This window comes from Natronospira bacteriovora, assembly GCF_030848495.1.
GTDB classification, from domain to species: domain Bacteria; phylum Pseudomonadota; class Gammaproteobacteria; order Natronospirales; family Natronospiraceae; genus Natronospira; species Natronospira bacteriovora.
On the sequence record NZ_JAVDDT010000002.1, the window covers coordinates 357,738 to 379,263 of the forward strand.

Annotated in this window: 19 protein-coding genes and 1 tRNA gene; 19 read left to right on the plus strand and 1 reads right to left on the minus strand. The window is 61.6% G+C overall.

Features of this window, described 5'->3' with window-relative positions; genetic code table 11:
• Positions 1-51: 51 nt before the first annotated feature.
• The 5 genes from dnaJ (at position 52) to greA (ending at position 7,167) form a co-directional block, all read left to right on the plus strand.
• Positions 52-1,194, plus strand: a complete 1,143-nt coding sequence (gene dnaJ / locus RBH19_RS04450) for a molecular chaperone DnaJ (RefSeq protein ID WP_306727611.1) — start codon at positions 52-54, stop codon at positions 1,192-1,194.
• A 44-nt stretch (positions 1,195-1,238) separates the two neighbouring features.
• Entirely contained in the window at positions 1,239-2,024 is a 786-nt protein-coding gene (dapB, locus tag RBH19_RS04455) for a 4-hydroxy-tetrahydrodipicolinate reductase (protein WP_306727612.1), read from the plus strand.
• Between the two features lie 234 nt (positions 2,025-2,258).
• Positions 2,259-3,401, plus strand: a complete 1,143-nt coding sequence (gene carA / locus RBH19_RS04460; RefSeq protein WP_306727613.1) for a glutamine-hydrolyzing carbamoyl-phosphate synthase small subunit — start codon at positions 2,259-2,261, stop codon at positions 3,399-3,401.
• Positions 3,402-3,472: 71 nt separating this feature from the next.
• Positions 3,473-6,694 (plus strand): carbamoyl-phosphate synthase large subunit, encoded by a 3,222-nt coding sequence (carB, locus tag RBH19_RS04465; protein ID WP_306727614.1) that lies wholly within the window; start codon positions 3,473-3,475, stop codon positions 6,692-6,694.
• Positions 6,691-7,167 carry a transcription elongation factor GreA gene (gene greA / locus RBH19_RS04470; protein WP_306727615.1) on the plus strand — a complete coding sequence of 159 codons (477 nt, stop codon included), beginning with the start codon at positions 6,691-6,693 and terminating at the stop codon, positions 7,165-7,167. The genes carB and greA overlap by 4 nt, the downstream gene beginning before the upstream one ends.
• Here greA and yhbY read toward each other — a convergent pair.
• Entirely contained in the window at positions 7,158-7,499 is a 342-nt protein-coding gene (gene yhbY / locus RBH19_RS04475) for a ribosome assembly RNA-binding protein YhbY (RefSeq protein WP_306727616.1), read from the minus strand. The genes greA and yhbY overlap by 10 nt on opposite strands.
• Before the next feature lie 100 nt (positions 7,500-7,599).
• On the opposite strand from yhbY, the gene rlmE reads away from it, so the two are divergent.
• The 14 genes from rlmE (at position 7,600) to nuoG (ending at position 21,483) form a co-directional block, all read left to right on the plus strand.
• Positions 7,600-8,223 carry a 23S rRNA (uridine(2552)-2'-O)-methyltransferase RlmE gene (rlmE, locus tag RBH19_RS04480; protein WP_306727617.1) on the plus strand — a complete coding sequence of 208 codons (624 nt, stop codon included), beginning with the start codon at positions 7,600-7,602 and terminating at the stop codon, positions 8,221-8,223.
• A gap of 92 nt (positions 8,224-8,315) precedes the next feature.
• Positions 8,316-10,247, plus strand: coding sequence for an ATP-dependent zinc metalloprotease FtsH (gene ftsH / locus RBH19_RS04485; RefSeq protein WP_306727618.1), 1,932 nt, complete (start codon positions 8,316-8,318; stop codon positions 10,245-10,247).
• Between the two features lie 197 nt (positions 10,248-10,444).
• Positions 10,445-11,296 (plus strand): dihydropteroate synthase, encoded by an 852-nt coding sequence (gene folP / locus RBH19_RS04490; RefSeq protein ID WP_306727619.1) that lies wholly within the window; start codon positions 10,445-10,447, stop codon positions 11,294-11,296.
• Complete coding sequence (glmM, locus tag RBH19_RS04495) at positions 11,296-12,651, plus strand: phosphoglucosamine mutase (protein WP_306727620.1); 1,356 nt, start codon at positions 11,296-11,298, stop codon at positions 12,649-12,651. Before folP ends, glmM begins: the two co-directional genes overlap by 1 nt.
• A 189-nt stretch (positions 12,652-12,840) precedes the next feature.
• Positions 12,841-13,605 carry a triose-phosphate isomerase gene (tpiA, locus tag RBH19_RS04500; protein ID WP_306727621.1) on the plus strand — a complete coding sequence of 255 codons (765 nt, stop codon included), beginning with the start codon at positions 12,841-12,843 and terminating at the stop codon, positions 13,603-13,605.
• Positions 13,606-13,619: 14 nt separating this feature from the next.
• Positions 13,620-13,991 carry a preprotein translocase subunit SecG gene (gene secG / locus RBH19_RS04505; protein ID WP_306727622.1) on the plus strand — a complete coding sequence of 124 codons (372 nt, stop codon included), beginning with the start codon at positions 13,620-13,622 and terminating at the stop codon, positions 13,989-13,991.
• 102 nt (positions 13,992-14,093) lie between these two features.
• A tRNA-Leu gene (locus RBH19_RS04510) sits at positions 14,094-14,180 on the plus strand.
• Between the two features lie 231 nt (positions 14,181-14,411).
• Entirely contained in the window at positions 14,412-14,768 is a 357-nt protein-coding gene (locus tag RBH19_RS04515) for an NADH-quinone oxidoreductase subunit A (protein ID WP_306727623.1), read from the plus strand.
• Positions 14,759-15,238, plus strand: coding sequence for a NuoB/complex I 20 kDa subunit family protein (locus tag RBH19_RS04520; RefSeq protein WP_306727624.1), 480 nt, complete (start codon positions 14,759-14,761; stop codon positions 15,236-15,238). Before RBH19_RS04515 ends, RBH19_RS04520 begins: the two co-directional genes overlap by 10 nt.
• 13 nt (positions 15,239-15,251) lie before the next feature.
• The gene (locus RBH19_RS04525; RefSeq protein WP_306727625.1) at positions 15,252-15,965 is read left to right on the plus strand and encodes an NADH-quinone oxidoreductase subunit C; all 714 of its coding nucleotides are present in this window, start codon (positions 15,252-15,254) and stop codon (positions 15,963-15,965) included.
• On the plus strand, positions 15,958-17,211 hold the full coding sequence (locus tag RBH19_RS04530) for an NADH-quinone oxidoreductase subunit D (RefSeq protein ID WP_306727626.1): 1,254 nt from the start codon (positions 15,958-15,960) through the stop codon (positions 17,209-17,211). The genes RBH19_RS04525 and RBH19_RS04530 overlap by 8 nt, the downstream gene beginning before the upstream one ends.
• 35 nt (positions 17,212-17,246) lie before the next feature.
• Positions 17,247-17,708 (plus strand): NADH-quinone oxidoreductase subunit NuoE family protein, encoded by a 462-nt coding sequence (locus RBH19_RS04535; protein ID WP_306727824.1) that lies wholly within the window; start codon positions 17,247-17,249, stop codon positions 17,706-17,708.
• Between the two features lie 5 nt (positions 17,709-17,713).
• On the plus strand, positions 17,714-19,042 hold the full coding sequence (gene nuoF, locus RBH19_RS04540) for an NADH-quinone oxidoreductase subunit NuoF (RefSeq protein WP_306727627.1): 1,329 nt from the start codon (positions 17,714-17,716) through the stop codon (positions 19,040-19,042).
• A 65-nt stretch (positions 19,043-19,107) separates the two neighbouring features.
• Positions 19,108-21,483, plus strand: coding sequence for an NADH-quinone oxidoreductase subunit NuoG (gene nuoG / locus RBH19_RS04545; protein ID WP_306727628.1), 2,376 nt, complete (start codon positions 19,108-19,110; stop codon positions 21,481-21,483).
• Positions 21,484-21,526 lie beyond the last annotated feature (43 nt).

Genomic DNA, 21,526 nt, shown 5'->3' on the forward strand with positions numbered 1-21,526 from the left:
TGCTGATTGCAGCAGGTCGGGCGCATGAATGAACAGATAACGGGGAAGAGCATGTCGAAGCGGGATTACTACGAAGTACTGGGTGTGGAAAAAGGCGCCTCGGAGGCCGATATCAAGAAGGCCTACCGGCGGCTTGCCATGAAATATCACCCGGACCGCAATCCCGATGATGCCGAGGCCGAGGCTCGCTTCAAGGAAGTCAAGGAGGCCTACGAGGCGCTTTCAGACCCCCAGAAACGGGCAGCCTACGATCAGTTCGGCCACGCTGGTACCGAGGCCGGTTTTGGTGGCGGTGGCCCGCGAGGCGGTTTCGGGGGTGCCGAGGCCTTTTCCGATATCTTCGGTGACGTATTCGGCGATATTTTCGGGGGAGGAGGTGGCCGCCGCGGTGGCCGTCGCGTCTTCCGGGGTGCCGACCTGCGTTATCGTCTGAAGATCGATCTGGAACAGGCCGTGCAGGGCGACACGGTGCAGATCAAGGTGCCATCCAGCCGCGAATGCGGTGAGTGTGATGGCAGTGGTGCGGCCCGGGGCAGCCAGCCTGAGGGCTGTGACACCTGCGGTGGGGTCGGCCAGGTGCGAATGCAGCAGGGTTTTTTCTCCGTGCAGCAGACCTGCCCGGCCTGTGGCGGCAGCGGGCAGGTGATCAAGGATCCCTGCCGGGCCTGTGGTGGCCGCGGCCGCGTGCGGGAAGAGAAAACACTCTCCGTTCGTATCCCGGAAGGAGTGGATGACGGTGACCGCATTCGCCTTAGCGGCGAGGGCGAGCCCGGCGAAAATGGTGGGCCTCCGGGTGATCTCTACGTGGAGGTGGAAGTCCGTCCCCATCCCATCTTCACTCGTGACGCCAATGACCTGATCTGCGAGGTGCCCATCAACTTCGCCGCTGCCGTCCTTGGGGGGCAGGTGGAGGTGCCTACCCTGGATGGCCGTGTGGCGTTGAAAATTCCGCCCGAAACCCAGAGCGGAAAGCTGTTCCGTCTGCGTGGCAAGGGTGTCAAACCGGTGCGTGGTGGTTCTCGTGGTGACCTGCTTTGCCGGGTTACCGTGGAAACACCGGTCAACCTCACCAGGGAACAAAAAGAAATCCTCGAGCAGTTTGAGGCCAGCCTGAACAAGGGGGGCAAGCGCCACAGCCCGCGCTCGTCTTCCTGGCTGGATGGTGTCAAGCGCTTTTTCGAGAATCTGGGCTGATTGCAGCCTGGCCGGAAGCCGTCCAATCTTTACAGGAGCCATTCATGCTCAAGCTGGCACTGGTAGGCGCGGCCGGGCGCATGGGGCGTGCCATCGCCCGCCTTGCGGCCGACGCCGATGATCTGGAGGTGATCGGGGCCCTGGTTCGCAAGGGCAGCGCGGCGGAGGGGGAGGCGGTTCCCGGTTTTCCGGATCGCTTGTTCTCCAGTGACATCAACGAGGCCCTGTCCGAGGCCGATGTGGTGCTGGATTTCTCCACACCCGCCAGTACGGCCGATGTGGCCGCCTACTGTGCGGAACGCCGTATTGCCCTTCTGGTCGGCACTACCGGCCTGGGGCAGGACGGGATTGATGCCCTGCGTGCCAGGGCGGCCGATATTCCGCTGCTGCTGGCGCCCAACACCAGTTTCGGTGTCAATCTGCTCCTCGATCTGGTTCGCCGTGCGGCGGGATCCCTGGGAGACGACTACGACATCGAGATCATCGAGGCCCATCACGGGCAAAAGGTGGATGCCCCCTCCGGTACGGCACTTCGTCTGGGGGAAGTGGCGGCAGCGGCACGCGGGGTCAGCCTGCCCGAGGACGGCGTGTTCGGCCGTGAGGGACAGACCGGTGCGAGAGAGCGGGGCAGCATCGGTTTTTCCGTCATTCGCGGTGGGGATATTGCCGGCGAACATACGGTTTTGCTGGCCGGTCAGGGTGAACGCATCGAATTGACCCATCGTGCCTCCAGTCGCGACACCTTCGCCCGAGGCGCACTCAACGCGGCCCGCTGGCTCAGGGGACGGCCGGCGGGATTTTACGATATGCGTGACGTACTCGGCGGCTGAGGCGGCTTTCGCCCCTGTCCGGGGCGCTGCGCGTGGACAGCTGTGGGTGCTCTGAAGTAGAATTGGCGCGGTTTCGGGGGCGTGTCACCTTGCTCCGTAGCCAGGGTCCGGGCCACGGCTTCGAGGACATCCAGACGAATTCAGAACAGGCGGGAAGGGTTCCAGGCGAATCTTTCCCGCTTTGTGTATGCGGAATCCGCTCCCCGCCGGGAGCGGCCGTTGCGGGAGGCGCGTGTGAGAAAGCAGGCATTGCTGGCATTGGCGGATGGTACGGTGTTTCACGGTGAAACCGTGGGAGCCGGAGGCACCACGGTGGGGGAAGTGGTCTTCAACACCGCCATGACCGGCTACCAGGAGATTCTGACGGATCCCTCCTATGCCCGCCAGCTGGTGACGCTGACCTATCCGCATATTGGCAATGTGGGTGCCAATGACCAGGATCAGGAGTCTGATCGCGTCCAGGCGGCTGGTCTCATCATTCGCGATCTTCCACTGCGGGCAAGCAGCTGGCGTTCCAGCCAGTCTCTGGGTGACTACCTGGCCAGCGAGGGGACCGTGGCCATTGCCGGTATCGATACCCGCAAGCTGACCCGCCTCATTCGTGACCAGGGCGCCCAGGCGGGTTGTATCAGCACCGAGATGGATGCGGAAGCGGCCGTCGCCGAGGCCCGGAAATTCCCGGGCCTGAAGGGTATGGATCTGGCTCGGGAAGTGACCGCCCGGCAGGCCTATGAATGGACGGAAGGCAGCTGGCAGCTGGAGGGCAATCAGTTTCGGGAGGCGCCCGAGGCACGCTTTCATGTGGTGGCCTACGATTTCGGCGTCAAGCGCAACATCCTGCGCCTGCTGGTGGATGCCGGCTGCCGCGTCACGGTGGTGCCGGCGCAGACTCCGGTCGACGAGGTTCTGGCCATGGCGCCGGACGGTGTTTTCCTCTCCAACGGCCCGGGCGATCCCGAGCCCTGCGACTATGCCATCAATGCCACGCGCCGCCTGCTGGAAGAACGACTGCCCCTGTTCGGCATCTGCCTGGGGCATCAGCTCCTGGGTCTGGCCGGCGGGGCTCGCTCCGTGAAGATGAAGTTTGGCCACCACGGGGCCAACCATCCGGTCATTGATCTGGATTCGGGGCAGGTGCTGATCACCAGTCAGAACCATGGCTTCGCCATTGATGAAGACAGTCTGCCGGAGACTCTGCGAGCCACCCACCGTTCCCTGTTCGACAAGACCCTGCAGGGGATTGAACATCGCGAGGCGCCGGCCTTCAGCTTCCAGGGTCATCCGGAGGCCAGCCCGGGGCCGCATGACGCCAAACCCCTGTTCGAACGCTTCACGGCCTTGATGGCCGAACGCCAGCGTGACCGGGCCAGTGCCTGAGCCCGGCAAGCCGATTCAGCCAATGACCGATTCCTGCTACGGCGGCCAGCCGCAGACAGCGCGAGTGCGAGATGCCTAAAAGAACCGACATAAACTCCATTCTCATCATCGGGGCCGGCCCCATCGTCATCGGTCAGGCCTGTGAATTTGACTATTCCGGGGCCCAGGCCTGCAAGGCCCTTCGGGAGGAAGGCTTCCGCGTCATCCTGGTGAATTCCAATCCGGCCACCATCATGACCGACCCGGAGATGGCCGATTCCATCTACATCGAGCCCATCCAGTGGCAGACGGTGGCCGGCATCATCGAGAAGGAACGGCCGGACGCCATTCTGCCCACCATGGGCGGGCAGACAGCGCTCAACTGTGCCCTGGATCTTTACCGGGAAGGCATTCTGGAGCGTTTCGGCGTGGAGATGATCGGCGCCAGTCGGGATGCCATCGACATGGCCGAGGATCGGGATCGTTTTCGCAAGGCCATGGACGAAATCGGTCTGGAATCGCCACGCGCCATGCTGGCCCACAACATGGACGAAGCGCGCACGGCCCAGGAAGCCATCGGCTTTCCGGCCATCATCCGGCCATCCTTCACCATGGGCGGCAGTGGCGGGGGTATCGCCTACAACCGGGAAGAATTCGAGGAGATCTGCGAGCGGGGTCTGGATCTTTCGCCCACCAATGAAGTGCAGATCGAGGAGTCGGTCCTGGGGTGGAAGGAATTCGAGATGGAAGTGGTCCGGGACAAGGCGGACAACTGCATCATTGTCTGTTCCATCGAGAACATCGATGCCATGGGGGTTCACACGGGCGATTCCGCCACCGTGGCGCCGGCCCAGACGCTGACGGACAAGGAATATCAGATCATGCGTGACGCTTCGATCCGCGTCCTGCGCAAGATCGGCGTGGAGACCGGTGGCTCCAATGTCCAGTTTGCGGTCAACCCGGATGACGGGCGTCTTGTCATCATCGAGATGAACCCGCGAGTCTCCCGTTCATCGGCTCTGGCATCCAAGGCCACTGGTTTCCCGATCGCCAAGGTGGCTGCCAAGCTGGCGGTGGGCTACACGCTGGATGAATTGCAGAATGAGATCACCGGTGGCGTGACCCCGGCTTCCTTCGAGCCCAGCATCGATTATGTGGTCACCAAGCTGCCCCGGTTCACCTTCGAGAAGTTCCCCCAGACCAAGCCGAGGCTGACCACCCAGATGAAATCGGTGGGCGAAGCCATGGCCGTGGGCCGCAATTTTCAGGAATCCTTCCAGAAAGCCCTGCGCAGTCTGGAGATCGACAGCGATGGCCTGAACGAGAAACTCAACGGTGACGGTGAAGAGGCGCTGGATCATCTGCGCCAGGAACTTCGAAACCCCGGGCCGGACCGCCTCTGGTACCTGGGTGATGCCTTTCGCGTGGGCCTGGGCGTTGATGAGATCTACCAGCTCACCGGTATCGACCCCTGGTTCCTTGTGCAGATCGAGGATCTGGTGCGTGACGAGGCCGATCTGAAAGGGCATGCCCTGGCCTCCCTGGACGCTGGTCATCTGCGCCGCCTCAAGCGCAAGGGCTTCTCGGACAGCCGCATGGCCCAATTGCTCGGTTGCGAGGAGGGTGCGGTACGTGCGCGACGGCGGGAGCTGGGGGTCCGGCCCGTCTACAAGCGGGTGGATTCCTGTGCCGCGGAGTTCGAAGCCACCACGGCCTACATGTATTCCAGCTATGACGAAGAATGCGAATCCCGGCCCAGTGAGCGTCGCAAGATCATGATTCTGGGCGGTGGCCCCAATCGCATCGGCCAGGGCATCGAGTTCGATTACTGCTGTGTGCATGCGGCCCTGTCCCTGCGCGAGGACGGGTTCGAGACCATCATGGTCAACTGCAACCCCGAGACGGTTTCCACCGACTACGACACCTCCGACCGGCTCTATTTCGAACCGTTGACTCTGGAAGACGTGCTCGAGATCGTTGAAACCGAAAAACCGGAAGGGGTGATCGTCCAGTTCGGCGGGCAGACACCGCTGAAGCTGGCCCGTGACCTGGAGGCGGCCGGCGTGCCCATCATCGGTACCACGCCTGATTCCATTGACCTGGCTGAAGACCGCGAGCGCTTCCAGCAGCTGATCAACCGTCTGGGGCTCAAGCAGCCGCCCAATCGCACCGCGAGGACGGCGGGCGACGCCATTCGCCTGGCCAACGAGATCGGTTATCCCCTGGTGGTTCGCCCCTCCTATGTGCTGGGCGGCCGGGCCATGGAAGTGGTCTTCAACGAGGATGACCTGGTGGAGTACATGGAAAACGCCGTGCGTGTCTCCAATGACTCACCGGTTCTGCTGGACCGCTTCCTGGAAGAGGCCGTGGAAGTGGACGTGGACGCCGTGTCAGATGGCGAGACGGTGGTTATTGGCGGGGTGATGGAGCATGTGGAGCAGGCTGGTGTGCATTCCGGTGACTCCGGTTGCTCGCTGCCCCCCAATAGCCTGCCGGAAGGCGTACAGCAGGAAATTCGCCAGCAGATGGCGCAACTGGCTCGCGAGCTGCATGTGGTGGGCCTGATGAACGCCCAGTTTGCCGTCCGGGGCGAGGAAATCTTCCTGCTGGAAGTCAATCCGCGTGCGTCGCGCACCGTGCCCTTTGTGTCCAAGGCCACCGGGCTGCCGTTGGCCAAGATTGCGGCCCTGGCCATGGCCGGCAAGAGCCTGGCCAGCCAGGGGGTGACGGAAGAGCGTCTGCCGAAATACTATGCTGTGAAGGAGTCGGTCTTTCCCTTCGCCAAGTTCCCGGGCGCGGATCCCATCCTGGGGCCCGAGATGAAATCCACCGGTGAGGTGATGGGCGTTGGCCGCACCTTCGGGGAGGCCTACGCCAAGGCACAGCTGGGCTCCGGCATGGCACTGCCCTGTGGTGGCCAGGCCTTCATCAGCGTGCGGGACCAGGACAAACCCGCGGCCATCGAGCTTGGAAGGCTGCTGCTTGAGCGCGGCTTCGAGCTGATTGCCACCCATGGCACCGCCAGGGCTCTGGCCGAGGCCGGTCTGGCCGTGAAGCCGGTCAACAAGGTGCGGGAAGGCCGCCCGCATATCGTGGACATGATCAAGAACGATGAGGTAACGCTCATCGTGAATACCACCGAAGGCAAGAAGGCCATTCGGGAATCCCATTCCATCCGCAGTGAGGCCGTGCATCACAAGGTGGCGTACTACACCACCATTGCCGCCGGCCGGGCGACGTGTCTGGCCATGGACCACATCGATGTCGCGGCCGTGAATCGCCTGCAGGATCTGCATCAGGAGTACGAGACATGAAAAGAACGCCGTTGACGGCCAGAGGCGCTGACAGCCTCAAGGCGGAGCTGAAAAAACTCAAGACCGAGGATCGCCCGCGTGTGGTTCAGGCCATCGCCGACGCCCGTGAACATGGTGATCTGAAAGAAAATGCGGAATATCATGCTGCCCGTGAAGAGCAGGGCCTGATCGAAGCCCGCATCAAGGATATCGAATCCAAGCTGTCCACCGCCGAGATCATCGATGTGACCAAGGTGGACGCCGGTGGCAAGGTCATTTTCGGCGCCACCGTTGATGTCTATGATGAAGTCTCGGACAGTGAGGCGACCTACCAGATCGTTGGCGAGGATGAGGCGGACATCAAGCAGGGTCGGCTATCCGTGAATTCACCCATCGCCCGCGCCCTGATCGGAAAGGAAGAGGGCGATGAGTGCGAAGTTCAGACGCCGGGCGGTGTGCGCCGCTACGAAATCGTCGAGGTGCGTTACGAGTGAGCGGTCTTGCGGGCTGCCGGCGCGCCTGGCAGCTCAATCACCGGCTTTTTCGGGTGGGGCAGGTAGAGCACGGCCACATGGCCAATTCGCTGAACCAGAGTGGCGCTCGTGCGCTCGCAGATCTCGGCGATCATGGCACCGCGCTCTTCCCGGTCATTGGCGACCAGCCGAACCTTGATCAGTTCGTGGTCATTGAGACCCCGCTCGATTTCCACCATGACCGCGTCGGTCAGGCCATTGGCACCCGTCTGAACGATGGGGCGGCGGTGGTGGGCGAGACGCTTGAGGTGCTTCCGCTGCGCTTCATTGAGGGCTTTCGGGGGCTTGCTCACGGTATTCAGATCACTCCTGTTGCCGATATGAAACGCTATTCTGAGGCCGGAGACCGGCTTTGGCAAACCCACCGGGATCAGCGGAGCCGGGGAGGCCTGCATGGGGCGTAAGGGCAGCAGCCACCGCTGGCTGCGTGAACATCACTCCGATCAGCACGTGCAGCGTGCCCGCAGTGAGGGGTGGCGTTCACGGGCGGTGTTCAAGCTGGAGGAAATTGACCGCAAGGATCGGCTTCTTCGGCCGGGCATGACCATCGTGGATCTCGGTGCGGCACCCGGTGGCTGGAGTCAGTATGCAGCCGACCGCTTGCGGGGCAAGGCCAGGATCATTGCCCTGGATCGCCTGGAAATGGCCGGTATTCCCGGTGTGGATTTCATCCAGGGGGATTTTACCGAGCAGTCGGTCCTGGACGAATTGCTGGCCCTCATCGGGGATCAGCGGGTGGACCTTGTGTTATCGGATATGGCCCCCAACATGAGTGGTATGAAGGCCGTGGATCAGCCGGCCGCCATGTACCTGGTGGAGCTGGCTCTGGATCTTTGCCGACAGGTGCTGTCGCCAGGTGGGGATTTACTGGTCAAGGCCTTTCATGGCGAGGGTTTCGACGCCTATCTGGCTGATCTGCGAAAGCATTTCGCCAAGGTTCAGGTGCGCAAGCCCAGGGCCTCCCGGGGCCGGTCCTCCGAGGTCTATCTGTTGGCCCGGAACTACCGGGTGGTGTAGTGTCTAATGTTGTGGCTTTCCATGGTCGGGAAAATCGGGAAAGTCGATACGAATCAAATAGCTGAATGCGCCACCGGCGCGTGGAGTCAATCTTGAGCGAACTGGCCAAGAACCTGATCATCTGGATCATCATCGCCTTCGTCCTGCTGACGGTGTTCAACACCATGGGGCCGGGTGAGCAGCCGCGTGAGGAACTCACCTATTCGGAGTTCCTGCGGGAAGTCCGGGGCGGCAGCGTGGATGAAGTCGTGCTGCAGGGACGCAAGATCCATGGCACCCGCCGTGGCGGTGAGCGATTCGAGGTCGTCAACCCCGAGACCGACAACACCGCCCTTATCGGTGAGCTGGAAGACAATCGGGTGGAAATTGTCGCCAAGGAAGAAGATCGCGGCTCCATGCTGGGGCAGATCTTCATCTCCTGGACCCCTCTGTTGCTGCTGATCGCGGTCTGGATTTACTTCATGCGGCAGATGCAGGGGGGTGGTGCCGGTGGCAAGGGCGCCATGTCCTTCGGCAAGAGCAAGGCACGCATGCTCAGTGATGAGCAGGTGAATGTGCGCTTCACGGATGTGGCCGGCTGCGACGAAGCCAAGGAAGAAGTCACCGAGCTGGTGGACTTTCTCAAGGATCCGTCCAGGTTCCAGCGTCTGGGCGGCAAGATTCCCAAGGGTGTGCTCATGGTGGGACCGCCGGGGACGGGCAAGACCCTGCTGGCGCGCGCTATTGCCGGTGAAGCAGGGGTGCCGTTCTTCACCATTTCCGGTTCCGATTTCGTGGAGATGTTCGTGGGCGTGGGCGCCTCACGCGTACGTGACATGTTCGAGCAGGCGAAGAAGCACGCACCCTGCATCATCTTCATTGACGAGCTGGATGCCGTGGGTCGTCACCGGGGCGCCGGGCTTGGCGGTGGTCATGACGAGCGCGAGCAGACCCTGAACCAGATGCTGGTGGAGATGGATGGTTTCGAAGGCCATGAGGGCGTCATCGTCATTGCCGCCACCAACCGCCCGGATGTTCTGGATCCGGCGCTGTTGCGGCCCGGTCGTTTCGACCGCCAGGTGGTGGTGGGGCTGCCCGACGTGCGTGGCCGGGAACAGATTCTCAAGGTTCATCTGCGCAAGGTGCCGGTGGATGACAGCATTCGTCCGGATCTGATTGCCCGCGGTACGCCCGGCTTTTCCGGTGCCGATCTGGCCAACCTGGTGAACGAGGCGGCCCTGTTTGCGGCCCGTGCCAATGACAAGTACGTCAGCATGGAGCACTTGGAGAAGGCCAAGGACAAGATCATGATGGGTGCGGAGCGCCGCTCCATGGTCATGAGCGAGGACGACAAGCGCATGACGGCCTATCACGAGGCCGGGCATGCCATCGTGGGTCGTCTGGTGCCGGATCATGACCCGGTTTACAAGGTTTCCATCATTCCGCGAGGTCGCGCCCTGGGTGTCACCATGTTCCTCCCGGAAGAGGATCAGTACAGCCAGAGCAAGCAGCAGCTGGAAAGCCGGATTTCCAGTCTGTTCGGTGGCCGGATTGCCGAGGAGCAGATCTACGGGGCCGAGAAGGTCACCACGGGCGCTTCCAATGATATTGAAGTGGCCACGGGCATTGCCCGAAAGATGGTGACCAAATGGGGTCTGTCTGAGAAGCTCGGGCCGCTGTCCTATGAAGAGGACGATGGTGAGGTGTTCCTGGGTCGCGAAATGCAGCAGCGCCACAGCAACATGTCGGACGAGACGGCGCGGGCCATTGATGCCGAGATCAGGGCCATCATTGATCGCAATTATGATCGGGCCGAGTCGCTCCTCAGGGAGCATGAAGACAAGCTTCACATGATGGCGGAAGCCCTGATGCAGTACGAGACCATCGATTCGGATCAGATCGACGCCATCATGGACGGTCGCAAGCCCGGGCCGCCCAAGGGCTGGGGTGACCCCGGTCAGGGAACCGCGTCCTCCGGCGAGGTGGGTGATGACCGTGGCCGGGAAGGTGATGACCCGGTGGGCGATCCCGCCCGTCAGCACTGATCTTCCGACCCTGAAGTATCCAGGGGCCGGCAGCCTGTCTGCCGGCCCTTTTTTTTGGTCGTCCGCGGAGAGACGGGGAGCGGATTCGGTTTGGCTTGCCGGGGCGGGTCTTGGTGGCCCTGCCCGGATGTGGCGGATTTCTTGCCGGGTGCATGCTGGTATCATGCACGCCATTCCGGACACTGAAGGAGCGGTGGATGAAGCTGCAGTGCGGGCGGCGGGAACTGGATCTGTCCCGTCCCAGAGTCATGGGTGTGTTGAACCTGACCCCGGATTCCTTTTCCGACGGCGGCCGGTTCCAGAATCCCCGGGTGGCGATTGATCATGCCCGGCACATGCTGGAGGCCGGGGCGGCGATCATCGACATTGGTGGTGAATCCACCCGGCCGGGCTCTCGGGCCGTGAACGAGAGCGAAGAACTGGAACGGATCATTCCGATCCTCGAGGCCTTGCGTGCCGATACCGACGCCATTCTGTCGGTGGATACCTGCAAACCGGCCGTAATGCAGGCGGCCATTGAGGCCGGTGCCGATATCATCAACGATGTGCGGGGTTTCCGTGATCCCGAGACCGTGGATGTGGTGGCCGGAGCCGATGTGGGTATTTGCATCATGCACATGCAGGGCGAACCCCGGAACATGCAGGCCGACCCGCGATATCGGGAAGTGGTTCGAGAGATACGTGGCTTTCTGCGTGACCGGGCGGAGACCGTCGAAGCGGCCGGTGTTGCGCGTGAACGGATTCTGATTGATCCGGGGTTTGGTTTCGGCAAGACCCTGGAGCACAATCTCACCATGCTGCGTGAGTTGGGCGCTTTCTGTGCCAGTGATTATCCGGTTCTGGTCGGGATGTCGCGTAAATCCATGATCGGCCAGGTGCTCGATCGCCCAGTGGAGCAGCGACTGGCCGGCAGTCTCGCCGTGGCGACGCTGGCTGCATGGCTTGGCGCCGCCGTGGTGCGGGCGCACGATGTGGCTGAAACCCGGGACGTGCTGAAGATGGTGGAAGCCGTCCGCGCCACGGGCACCTACAACGCGGGAGCAGTCTGATGGAAAAGCGTTATTTTGGTACGGATGGCATTCGCGGCCCGGTGGGGCCGGCGCCCATGTCAGCGGATGTGATCGTTCGTCTGGGCTGGGCTGCTGGCCGCGTCCTGTGTGGTGGTCAGCGGGGGCGTGTGGTCATTGGCCGCGATACCCGCGTCTCCGGTGACATGCTGGAATCGGCACTGGAGGCCGGCCTGGTGAGTGCCGGCGCCGAAGTCGACCTGCTGGGTGTTCTTCCAACCCCGGGCATCGCCTACCTGACGAGGGCCCTGGGGGCCCGGGCCGGGATTGTCATCAGTGCCTCCCACAATCCATTCCAGGACAATGGCATCAAGTTCTTTGGTCCCGACGGGCGCAAGCTGGATGATGAAACCGAGCTGGCCATCGAGCAAGCACTGGACGAGGTCTTTGAAAGCGTTCCCGCTGCCCGGCTGGGCATGGCCCGACGGGTGGAGGATGCCCCTGGGCGCTATATTGAATTCTGCAAGAACGCGGCACCGGCCGGGGTACGCCTGGACGGTCTCCGCATCGTGGTGGACAGCGCCAACGGCGCCGCCCATCGGGTTGCACCCGCAGTGTTTCGGGAGCTGGGAGCGGATGTCATCAGCATCGGTGCCGATCCGGATGGCTACAACATCAATGAAGGGGTGGGTTCCACCTCGCCCGAGGCCATGCAGGCCGCTGTGCGTGAGCACGGTGCGCACCTCGGGATCGCCCTCGACGGCGATGCGGACCGGGTGATCATGGCGGACGAGCAGGGCAAGCTGCGTGATGGGGACGAACTGCTTTACGTCATTGCCCAGGGCCGCAAGCAGGCCGGAAAGCTGCGTGGCCCCGTGGTCGGTACTGTCATGACCAACCTGGGCATTGAGCAGGCCATCCAGTCCGCGGGCATGCAATTCGAACGAGCCAGCGTCGGTGACCGCTACGTCCTGGAGTTGCTGGACAGGAGCGGCGGCCTGATTGGCGGGGAATCCTCGGGCCACATTATCTGCCTGGATCGCAGCACCACGGGTGACGGCATCGTGGCCGCGTTACAGGTCTTGACCGAGATGGTCTTGTCGGAAACCTCCCTGGCCGGGCTGTGTCGTTCGCTCAGCAAGTTTCCCCAGCGTCTGGTCAATGTCCGGGTGCAGGAGAAGAAGACGGCGCTGGAGAGTGCCGTACTCAGGAAAGCCATCAAGGCAGCCGAGGCCGAGCTGGGTGCCGACGGCCGGGTGCTGATTCGTGCTTCGGGGACTGAATCCCTGATTCGCGTGATGGTGGAGGGGCGTGATGAAAGTCTGGTCCGGCGGACGGTCCAGGCCCTGGCCCAGGCTGTGGAAGAGGGGGCTGGTGAGCGCTCCGAGTCTGCCTGAGGTCTGCTTTCGTGCTGGTGGCCGCCGGAAATTGGCCGTGAATTCAGGCCGGCAAATTGATTTGTTGGCCCACACCGGGTAAAGTCTCGCGCCGTCAGCAGCGGCCTGTGCACATCTCTTGGCCGCTTTTCTGTTTCACCTGTTCATGCAGCGTGACGGCCCCGCCGGCCGTCGCCCAGCGGAGGCACCATGCGTCAGCCTTTTGTTGCCGGCAACTGGAAGATGAACGGCAGTCGTGAGTCGGCCGGCCGTTTGCTGGAAGACCTGGTTCGCAACCTCAGTCCGGGTAACCGGGAGGTGGCCGTCTGCCCGCCGTTCGTCTACCTCGCCGATGCCATGCGCGTGCTCAAGGGGTCGGAAATCGCCCTGGGCGCCCAGAACGTTTCCGAGGAAGAATCCGGTGCTTTTACCGGCGAAGTGTCTGCCACCATGCTGCAGGATTTCGACTGCGCTTACGTCATCGTCGGGCATTCGGAGCGTCGCGCCCTTTACGGCGAAACGGACGAAGTGGTGGCGCGCAAGTTCATGGCCGCCGTCCGCACCGGTCTGCGGCCCATTCTGTGTGTGGGCGAGACCCTGGAGCAGCGGGAAGAGGGTATCACCGACAAGATCATCGGTGAGCAGCTCGACGCCATTCTGGGTGTGGCTGGCGTGCATGCCTTCAAGGAAGCCGTGGTTGCCTATGAGCCGGTCTGGGCCATTGGTACGGGCCAGACGGCTTCCCCGGATCAGGCCCAGGCTGTCCACGCCATGATTCGCAGTCGTGTGGCGGCCGCGGATGATACAATTGCGGCGGGTCTGCGCATCGTCTATGGCGGCAGTGTCAAGGCCACCAATGCCAGTGAACTGTTCGCCATGGAAGATATTGATGGCGGTCTCATTGGCGGGGCGTCGCTGGACGCCGAAAGTTTTCTAAGTATCTGTCAGTCGGCCGAATCGGCCGGTCACCAATAAGCTGGAATCCGAACATGCTTATCAGCATCTTGCTAGTGCTTCACGTTATCGTCGCGGTGGTCATCATCGTCTCCGTTCTGCTTCAGCAGGGGCAGGGCGCCAATGCCGGTGCCGCCTTCGGCAGTGGTTCCGCCGGTACCGTCTTCGGTGCCCGGGGGGCAGCCAGTTTCCTCAGTCGTCTGACCGCGGTTCTGGCGACGGTCTTCATGCTCAACAGTGCCGCCCTGGCCTGGATCGCAGCACGGGATATTGCTGAACCCGGTTCCCTGCTGGAGCGTGTCCAGACCACGCCGACCATGGAAGAAACCCTCATCCCGGAAGAGGACGAGGACCAGGACGAGCGGGACGAGGATGAACTCGACCTTCCGCCGCCGGATACCCACTGAATAAGCGTTCCTGTGGCGTCTTTCGGGGTGCCGTTAGGGGCTCAGTCGTGGTAATATGCCGGCCTCCGTTGGGCAGCCAGCGGAACCAGCAGTAACAGCTTTGCCGAAGTGGTGGAATTGGTAGACACGCTGTCTTGAGGGGGCAGTGGCCTTACGGCCGTGCCGGTTCGAGTCCGGCCTTCGGCACCATACTCCAGGAAGCCGCCCGATCTTCGGGCGGTTTCTGCAAGGGCCAAGGGAAGATTGCTTCGGGCATGCCCGGGAATCGACTCGCGGCGCCAGTCAGGGCCATCAGTCGGGTCATCTTCGGGTGGGCCCGGGGCCGGTTGACCTGTGTCAAGGTCAGCCGGGCCCGAAACGGATAGAGTTCCGTTTTTCGGGTTGAGTGTGCCTCCAACGTGACTCTGGGACGCGGGAAATATGCTGGAAAATTACATCCCCATCCTTATCTTTCTCGGTATCTCGACCGGGCTGGGCGTGGTACTCCTCCTGGTGGGGCTGATCCTTGGTCCCCAGAATCCGGACTCCGAGAAGAACTCGCCTTACGAGTGCGGCTTCGAGGCCTTTGAAGATACGCGGATGAAGTTCGACGTCCGCTATTATCTCGTCGCCATTCTCTTCATCATCTTCGATCTCGAGATTGCCTTCCTCTTCCCCTGGGCGGTTGCCCTGGGTGATATCGGGGTGTTTGGTTTCACGGCCATGATGATCTTCCTCGCCGTGCTCGTGGTCGGTTTCATCTATGAGTGGAAGAAGGGTGCTCTGGAATGGGAGTAGAAAACGGTGTCGTAAAACGCGGCTTCGTCACCACTTCCGTGGACAAGCTTTACAATTGGGCCCGTACCGGTTCCATGTGGCCGATGACCTTTGGCCTTGCTTGCTGCGCTGTGGAGATGATGCATGCTGGCGCAGCGCGCTATGACATGGACCGATTCGGTGTCCTGTTCCGTCCCAGTCCGCGCCAGTCAGACGTGATGATTGTTGCGGGTACGCTCTGCAACAAGATGGCCCCCGCCCTGAGAAAGGTTTACGACCAGATGGCCGAGCCCCGCTGGGTGATCTCCATGGGGTCCTGCGCCAACGGTGGCGGCTACTACCACTATTCCTATTCGGTAACCCGGGGTTGTGATCGCGTCGTCCCCGTGGATATTTATGTGCCTGGTTGTCCGCCGTCCGCCGAGCAGTTGCTCTACGGCATCATCCAGCTGCAGAACAAGATTCGCCGAACCAATACCATTGCCCGCTGATCAGGTCGCTGTCATGAGTAAGTGGATCGAATCCCTGCATGAAGCGATTGTTGATCGTTTTGGCGATAAGCTGAAGCGATTTGACAGTCGTGTGGATGAGCTCAGCTATGAGGTGGCACCCGAGGATCTGCTCGAGGTCTGTCAGGCCCTTCGGGATGAGTCACCGTTCAATTTCGAGCAGCTCATGGATGTCTGCGGTGTGGACTACCTTGCCTATGGCAAGAGCCAGTGGGCCACGGACAAGAGTACCTCCATCGGTTTCAGTCGTGGTGTCGAGCGTACGCAAAGTCACGCCTTCGCCAGCAGTGACGAGGTGGAAGAGGGCAGGAATCGCTTTGCGGTCGTCTACCATCTGTTGTCGATCTCCCGGAACCAGCGTCTTCGTCTTCGCTGCTGGTGCCCCCAGGAAGATCCTCCGGTTGTGGATTCCGTGACTCCGGTCTGGAATGGCGCCAACTGGTTTGAGCGAGAAGCCTTTGATCTTTACGGCATCCTTTTCAATGGTCACCCGGATCTGCGTCGTATTCTTACCGACTACGGGTTCGTCGGACATCCGTTCCGCAAGGACTTCCCCCTGATCGGGAATGTGGAAGTCCGCTATGACCCGGAGAAACGCCGCGTGGTTTACCAGCCCGTCAGCATCGAGCCTCGCACAACGGTACCGAAGGTGATTCGCGAAGATCACCAGTATGTGGAAGGCTTCAAGGAGTCGTCCGGCAATGCCTGAGATTCAGAGCTATACAATGAACTTCGGGCCGCAGCATCCGGCGGCCCACGGCGTGCTCCGTCTCATCCTGGAGATGGAAGGCGAGGTTATTCGTCGGGTGGATCCGCATATCGGTCTGCTTCACCGCGCCACGGAAAAGCTTGCGGAGAATAAGCCTTATAACCACAGCATCGGCTACATGGATCGTCTCGACTATGTGTCCATGATGTGTAATGAGCATGCCTATGTGATGGCCATTGAAAAGCTCATGGGCATTGAGCCGCCGATTCGGGCTCAGTACATTCGTACGCTTTATGATGAGCTGACCCGCATTGCCAACCACCTGTTGTGGATTGGCGCCCACGGCCTGGATATCGGCGCCATGACGGTCTTCCTCTATGCCTTCCGTGAACGTGAAGACATCATGGATATGTACGAGGCAGTGTCCGGTGCGCGCATGCATGCAACCTATTACCGTCCCGGTGGTGTTTATCGGGATCTGCCCGACAGCATGCCCCGCTATGATTACTCCAAATGGCGCAGCAAGAAGGAAGTGAATCGTCTTAATGAGGCCCGTGAAGGCTCGCTTCTGGACTTCATTGAAGACTTCGTCGACCGTTTCCCGGGTTGTGTCGATCAGTATGAGACGCTGCTGACCGACAACCGCATCTGGAAACAGCGTACGGTGGGGATAGCGGAAGTTTCCCCCGAGCGCGCCCTGCAACTGGGCTTCAGCGGCCCCATGCTTCGGGGTTCCGGTATCGAGTGGGATCTTCGTCGCAAACAGCCCTACGAAGTCTATGACCGCCTGGATTTCGATATTCCGGTGGGCACTAATGGTGATTGCTACGATCGCTATCTGGTCCGTATCGAAGAGATGCGCCAGTCCGCTCGCATTGCCAAGCAATGCATCAAGTGGCTTCGTGAGAACCCGGGGCCGGTGATGGTGGATGATGCCAAGGTGGCTCCACCGAAGCGTGCCGACATGAAGGACAGCATGGAAGCACTCATTCATCACTTCAAGCTGTTCACGGAAGGGTATGTGCTGCCCGAGGGCGAGGCCTATGCCGCTATCGAGCAGCCCAAGGGCGAGTTTGGCATTTATCTCATTTCCGATGGGGCCAACAAGCCTTACCGCGTGAAGATTCGTGCATCCGGTTTCGCCCATCTGGCAGCAATGGATGAAATGTGCCGTGGTCATATGCTGGCGGATCTGGTGGCAGTGATTGGTACACAGGACATCGTGTTCGGGGAGATTGACCGGTGAAATACAAGGCCACTTCAGAATTCCTGCCCGAAGACATGCGCGCCTACATTGATCGCTGTGTGGCCAAGTACCCGGAAGGTCGGCAGCGTTCGGCGGTGCTGGATGCCCTGCGGGAGGCCCAGCATCATAATGGCGGTTATCTGACCGATGAATGGATGGACGCAGTCGCCCATTATCTGGAGCTGCCCCCTATCGACGTTTACGAGGTCGCGACCTTCTATTCCATGTTCGAGACCAAGCCGGTGGGGCGGAACAAGATCTCCATCTGCACCAACATCAGCTGCATGCTGAACGGCTCAGACGAAATCGTCGAGCATGTGGAGAAGAAGCTGGGCATCAAGGTGGGTCAGACCACCGAAGACGACCGCATCTTTCTCAAGTGCGAGGAAGAGTGTCTGGCAGCCTGCAAGGGCGCGCCCATGATGATGGTGAACCACGAGTACCATGAGAATCTGACCATCGAAAAGGTGGATCAGATCATTGACGGCCTGGAGTGATTGGCATGTCGGATCATGAGATCTGCTACAGAACACTGGCCCATGACAACCCCCATACCCTTGAGACCTATCTCAAGGTGGGTGGTTATGAAGCCTGGAAAAAGATCCTCAAGGAGAAGATCCCGCCCGAGCAGGTGATCGAAGAGGTCAAGGCTTCCGGCCTGCGTGGCCGTGGTGGTGCCGGCTTCCCCACGGGGCTCAAGTGGAGCTTCATGCCGAGAGATTTCAAGGGCCAGAAATACGTGGTCTGCAACTCGGATGAGAGTGAGCCGGGCACCTGCAAGGATCGTGACATCCTGCGATATAACCCCCATGCCGTGATTGAAGGCATGGCCATTGGCGGCTACGCCATGGGTGCCACCGTGGGTTATAACTACATCCGAGGCGAGTTCGAGCACGAACCCTATCAGCGTTTCGTTGAGGCGCTGAAGGCGGCCTATGAGGCCGGTTTCCTTGGCAAGAACATCCTTGGCTCTGGTGTGGATTTTGATCTCTATGATCATCTGGGTGCCGGCGCCTATATCTGCGGTGAGGAAACAGCACTGCTGGATTCCCTGGAAGGCCGCAAGGGCATGCCGCGCTTCAAGCCGCCGTTTCCGGCGCAGAGTGGTCTCTACGGCCAGCCCACGACGGTCAACAACACCGAGTCCTTCGCCCAGGTTCCCTGCATCATTCGTAACGGGGCCGACTGGTTCCAGAAGTTCGGTACGGAGAAGAGCGGTGGCAAGAAGCTCTTCTCCGTCTCCGGCCATGTGAACAACCCGGGCAACTTCGAAGTGGACATGGGCACTCCCTTTGCCGAGCTTCTCGAGATGGCGGGTGGTGTTCGTGACGGCCGCAAGCTGAAAGCCGTCATTCCGGGTGGTTCCTCGGTGCCGGTGGTCCGCGGCGAAGATATGATGAAGGTCAACATGGACTACGAGTCCGTGCAGTCCGTGGGTTCCATGCTGGGCTCCGGTGCCGTCATCGTGATGGATGACACCACCTGCATGGTGCGCGCCCTGGAGTGCATCTCCCGTTTCTATTTCGCCGAGTCCTGCGGTCAGTGTACGCCCTGCCGTGAAGGAACCGGCTGGCTGAATCGGGTGCTGCGCCGCATGCTGGCCGGGCAGGGCAGGTCATCGGATATCGAACTTCTCAAGAGCGCGGCTGACGGCATCATGGGGCATACCATCTGTGCCCTCGGTGACGCCGCGGCCATGCCTGTGAAGAGTTTCCTGGAACGCTTCCCGGAAGAATTCGAGTACCTGATCAAGAACGGCAAGACCATGGTTGGGCCGGGTCGGCCCGCCTTGCCGGAGAAAGGTCCCCATAACGCCGGTTTTGCCGCCTGAAGGGCAAGCCGCAGGATTCCGACCCGGGTCTGTTGCCCGGGTCCTGATGAACAGACGTAACGGATATGAGCGACGATACCGTCAAGTTCGAAATCAACGGCCAGACCGTCGAAGGCCGCAAGGGACAGATGCTGATTGAAGTGGCGGACGAATATGGCCATCGTATTCCCCGCTTCTGCTATCACCGCAAGCTGTCCGTGGCGGCCAACTGCCGTATGTGCCTGGTCGAGGTGGAGAAGGCGCCCAAGCCGCTGCCGGCCTGTGCCACACCAGTCGGCGACGGCATGAAGGTCTTTACCCAGTCTCCCAAGGCCCTGTCGGCACAGAAGAACACCATGGAGTTCCTGCTCATCAATCACCCCCTGGATTGCCCCATCTGCGATCAGGGCGGTGAGTGTGAACTGCAGGATCTTGCCCTGGGCTTCGGTCGTGGCATTTCCCGCTACACGGAAAGCAAGCGGGTGGTGTCGGATCCGGAACTGGGGCCACTCATCTCCACGGACATGACCCGTTGCATCCACTGCACCCGCTGTGTGCGCTTCACCGAGGAAGTGGCCGGCTTCAAGGAGCTGGGTGCCACTGGCCGTGGCGAGCACATGCGCATTGGCACCTATATTCAGCGCACCGTGGATCATGAACTGTCCGGCAACGTGATTGACCTCTGCCCGGTGGGTGCCCTGAACAACAAGCCCTTCCGCTTCCGGGGCCGTTCCTGGGAGATGACCCAGCATGCCACGGTGACCCCGCATGATCCGGTGGGCACCAACATTTATGCCCATACCCTGCGTGGTGATTTCCTGCGCGCCGTGCCGCGGGAGAATGAAGGGATCAACGAAACCTGGATTGCGGATCGCGACCGGTTCAGTTGTGAGGGGATTTACAGCGACGAGCGCTTGCGTCAGCCGCTGCTGCGCCGAGACGGCGAGCTGCAGCCGGTGAGCTGGGAAGAGGCCCTGGAAGCCGCCGCCACCGGACTGCGTGATGCCGTTCAGCAGCATGGTGGTGAACAGCTCGGTGCCCTGGCATCGCCCACCGCCAGCCTGGAAGAACTGTACCTGTTCCAGTCCCTGGTGCGTGGCCTCGGTTCGGCCAACCTGGATCACCGACTCGGGCAGGCGGATTTCCGTTCCGACGCCATCGAACCGGCCTTCCCCGGTCTGGGCATGAAGCTTAGTGAAGTGGAAGACCTGGATGCGGCCCTGGTGGTGGGTTCGAACACCCGCAAGGAAGCCCCCATGCTGGCGCATCGTCTGCGCAAGGCCGCGCTCAAGGGCGCCGAGGTTGGTTTCGTTAACCCGGCCGACTACGAATTCCTGTTCCGGCAACATGCCACTTTGGTGCGGCACGGTGCCGAACTGGTCAGTGGGCTGGCCGAGGTGGCCGTGGCGCTGGCATCGGAATCCGGAAAATCTCTGCCGGCCAGCGTGAAGGCGCTTGTGGACGGTGTCGAGGCCGGCGATGAGGCGCGCAAGCTTGCCGCCGCCCTGAACAGGGGCGGGCGCAGTCTGGTGCTGCTTGGCCCGCTGGCGCGCAGTCATGAGCATTGGTCGGAACTGCTGGCCCTGGGCGATGCCATCGCCGAGCTGTCTGGTGCGGTTCTGGGGTACCTGGCTGAAGGCGGCAACGTCGCCGGTGCCTGCCTCGCCGGTGTCCTGCCTCATCGCGGCCCGGGTGCCGCTGAACGGGAAGTGGGCCTGAACGCACGGGAAATGTTCGCCCAGGCGCGCAAGGCCTACCTGCTTATGGGCTGCGAGCCGGAGCGCGAAGCCTGGGATTCCGCCCAGGCCATGGATGCCCTGGAACAGGCCGGTTTCGTGCTCTCGCTGAGCAGTTTCCGCACGCCGGAGATGGAGCGCTACGCCAGTGTCGTACTGCCGGTTGGCAGCTATGCTGAGAGTTTTGGCACCCTGGTGAATCTGGAAGGGCGCTGGCAGAGCAGTGGCGGCGTGATTAACCCGGTGGGTGAGTCCCGTCCGGCCTGGAAGGTGCTCCGCGTGCTGGGCAACCTCCTGGAACTTGAAGGCTTCGAACAGATGGACGCCGAGGCCGTATTGGCCGATGCCCATGCTGCCATCGGTGAAGTGGTGACGGACATGCGAGTGTCCGGTGGCGTCAAGCTGAACAAGCCGGCTGTCAGCAAGGGCCTCTGGCGCCTGGGTGAAGTACCCTTGTATGCCGCAGATGCGCTGGTGCGCCGTGCCGAACCGCTTCAGCGAACCCTGGACGGTGTGGCGCGGCTGCGAATCAGTGCCGCAGACGCCGGGCGCCTGGGCGTGGAAGACGACAGCCGGGTGGAAGTACGCCAGAACGGTCGCAGCTGCGTCCTGACCGCCGCCGTGGATGACGGTCTTCCCGAGGGCAGTGTGGTTGTTCCAGCCGGTACGGCGGAAACGGCCGCCCTGGGGCCGCGTCATGGCAGCATCGAGTTGAGCAAGGTCTGATTACCGGCCGCCACCGGGCGGCACGGGACTCAGGTCAATCGTT

Coding starts and splice junctions, on each gene's coding strand:
- dnaJ (WP_306727611.1), top strand. CDS start 52: ATGTCGAAGCGGGATTACTACGAAGTACTGGGTGTGGAAAAAGGCGCC.
- dapB (WP_306727612.1), top strand. CDS start 1,239: ATGCTCAAGCTGGCACTGGTAGGCGCGGCCGGGCGCATGGGGCGTGCC.
- carB (WP_306727614.1), top strand. CDS start 3,473: ATGCCTAAAAGAACCGACATAAACTCCATTCTCATCATCGGGGCCGGC.
- greA (WP_306727615.1), top strand. CDS start 6,691: ATGAAAAGAACGCCGTTGACGGCCAGAGGCGCTGACAGCCTCAAGGCG.
- rlmE (WP_306727617.1), top strand. CDS start 7,600: ATGGGGCGTAAGGGCAGCAGCCACCGCTGGCTGCGTGAACATCACTCC.
- folP (WP_306727619.1), top strand. CDS start 10,445: ATGAAGCTGCAGTGCGGGCGGCGGGAACTGGATCTGTCCCGTCCCAGA.
- glmM (WP_306727620.1), top strand. CDS start 11,296: ATGGAAAAGCGTTATTTTGGTACGGATGGCATTCGCGGCCCGGTGGGG.
- tpiA (WP_306727621.1), top strand. CDS start 12,841: ATGCGTCAGCCTTTTGTTGCCGGCAACTGGAAGATGAACGGCAGTCGT.
- secG (WP_306727622.1), top strand. CDS start 13,620: ATGCTTATCAGCATCTTGCTAGTGCTTCACGTTATCGTCGCGGTGGTC.
- RBH19_RS04515 (WP_306727623.1), top strand. CDS start 14,412: ATGCTGGAAAATTACATCCCCATCCTTATCTTTCTCGGTATCTCGACC.
- RBH19_RS04520 (WP_306727624.1), top strand. CDS start 14,759: ATGGGAGTAGAAAACGGTGTCGTAAAACGCGGCTTCGTCACCACTTCC.
- RBH19_RS04525 (WP_306727625.1), top strand. CDS start 15,252: ATGAGTAAGTGGATCGAATCCCTGCATGAAGCGATTGTTGATCGTTTT.
- RBH19_RS04530 (WP_306727626.1), top strand. CDS start 15,958: ATGCCTGAGATTCAGAGCTATACAATGAACTTCGGGCCGCAGCATCCG.
- RBH19_RS04535 (WP_306727824.1), top strand. CDS start 17,247: ATGCGCGCCTACATTGATCGCTGTGTGGCCAAGTACCCGGAAGGTCGG.
- nuoF (WP_306727627.1), top strand. CDS start 17,714: ATGTCGGATCATGAGATCTGCTACAGAACACTGGCCCATGACAACCCC.
- nuoG (WP_306727628.1), top strand. CDS start 19,108: ATGAGCGACGATACCGTCAAGTTCGAAATCAACGGCCAGACCGTCGAA.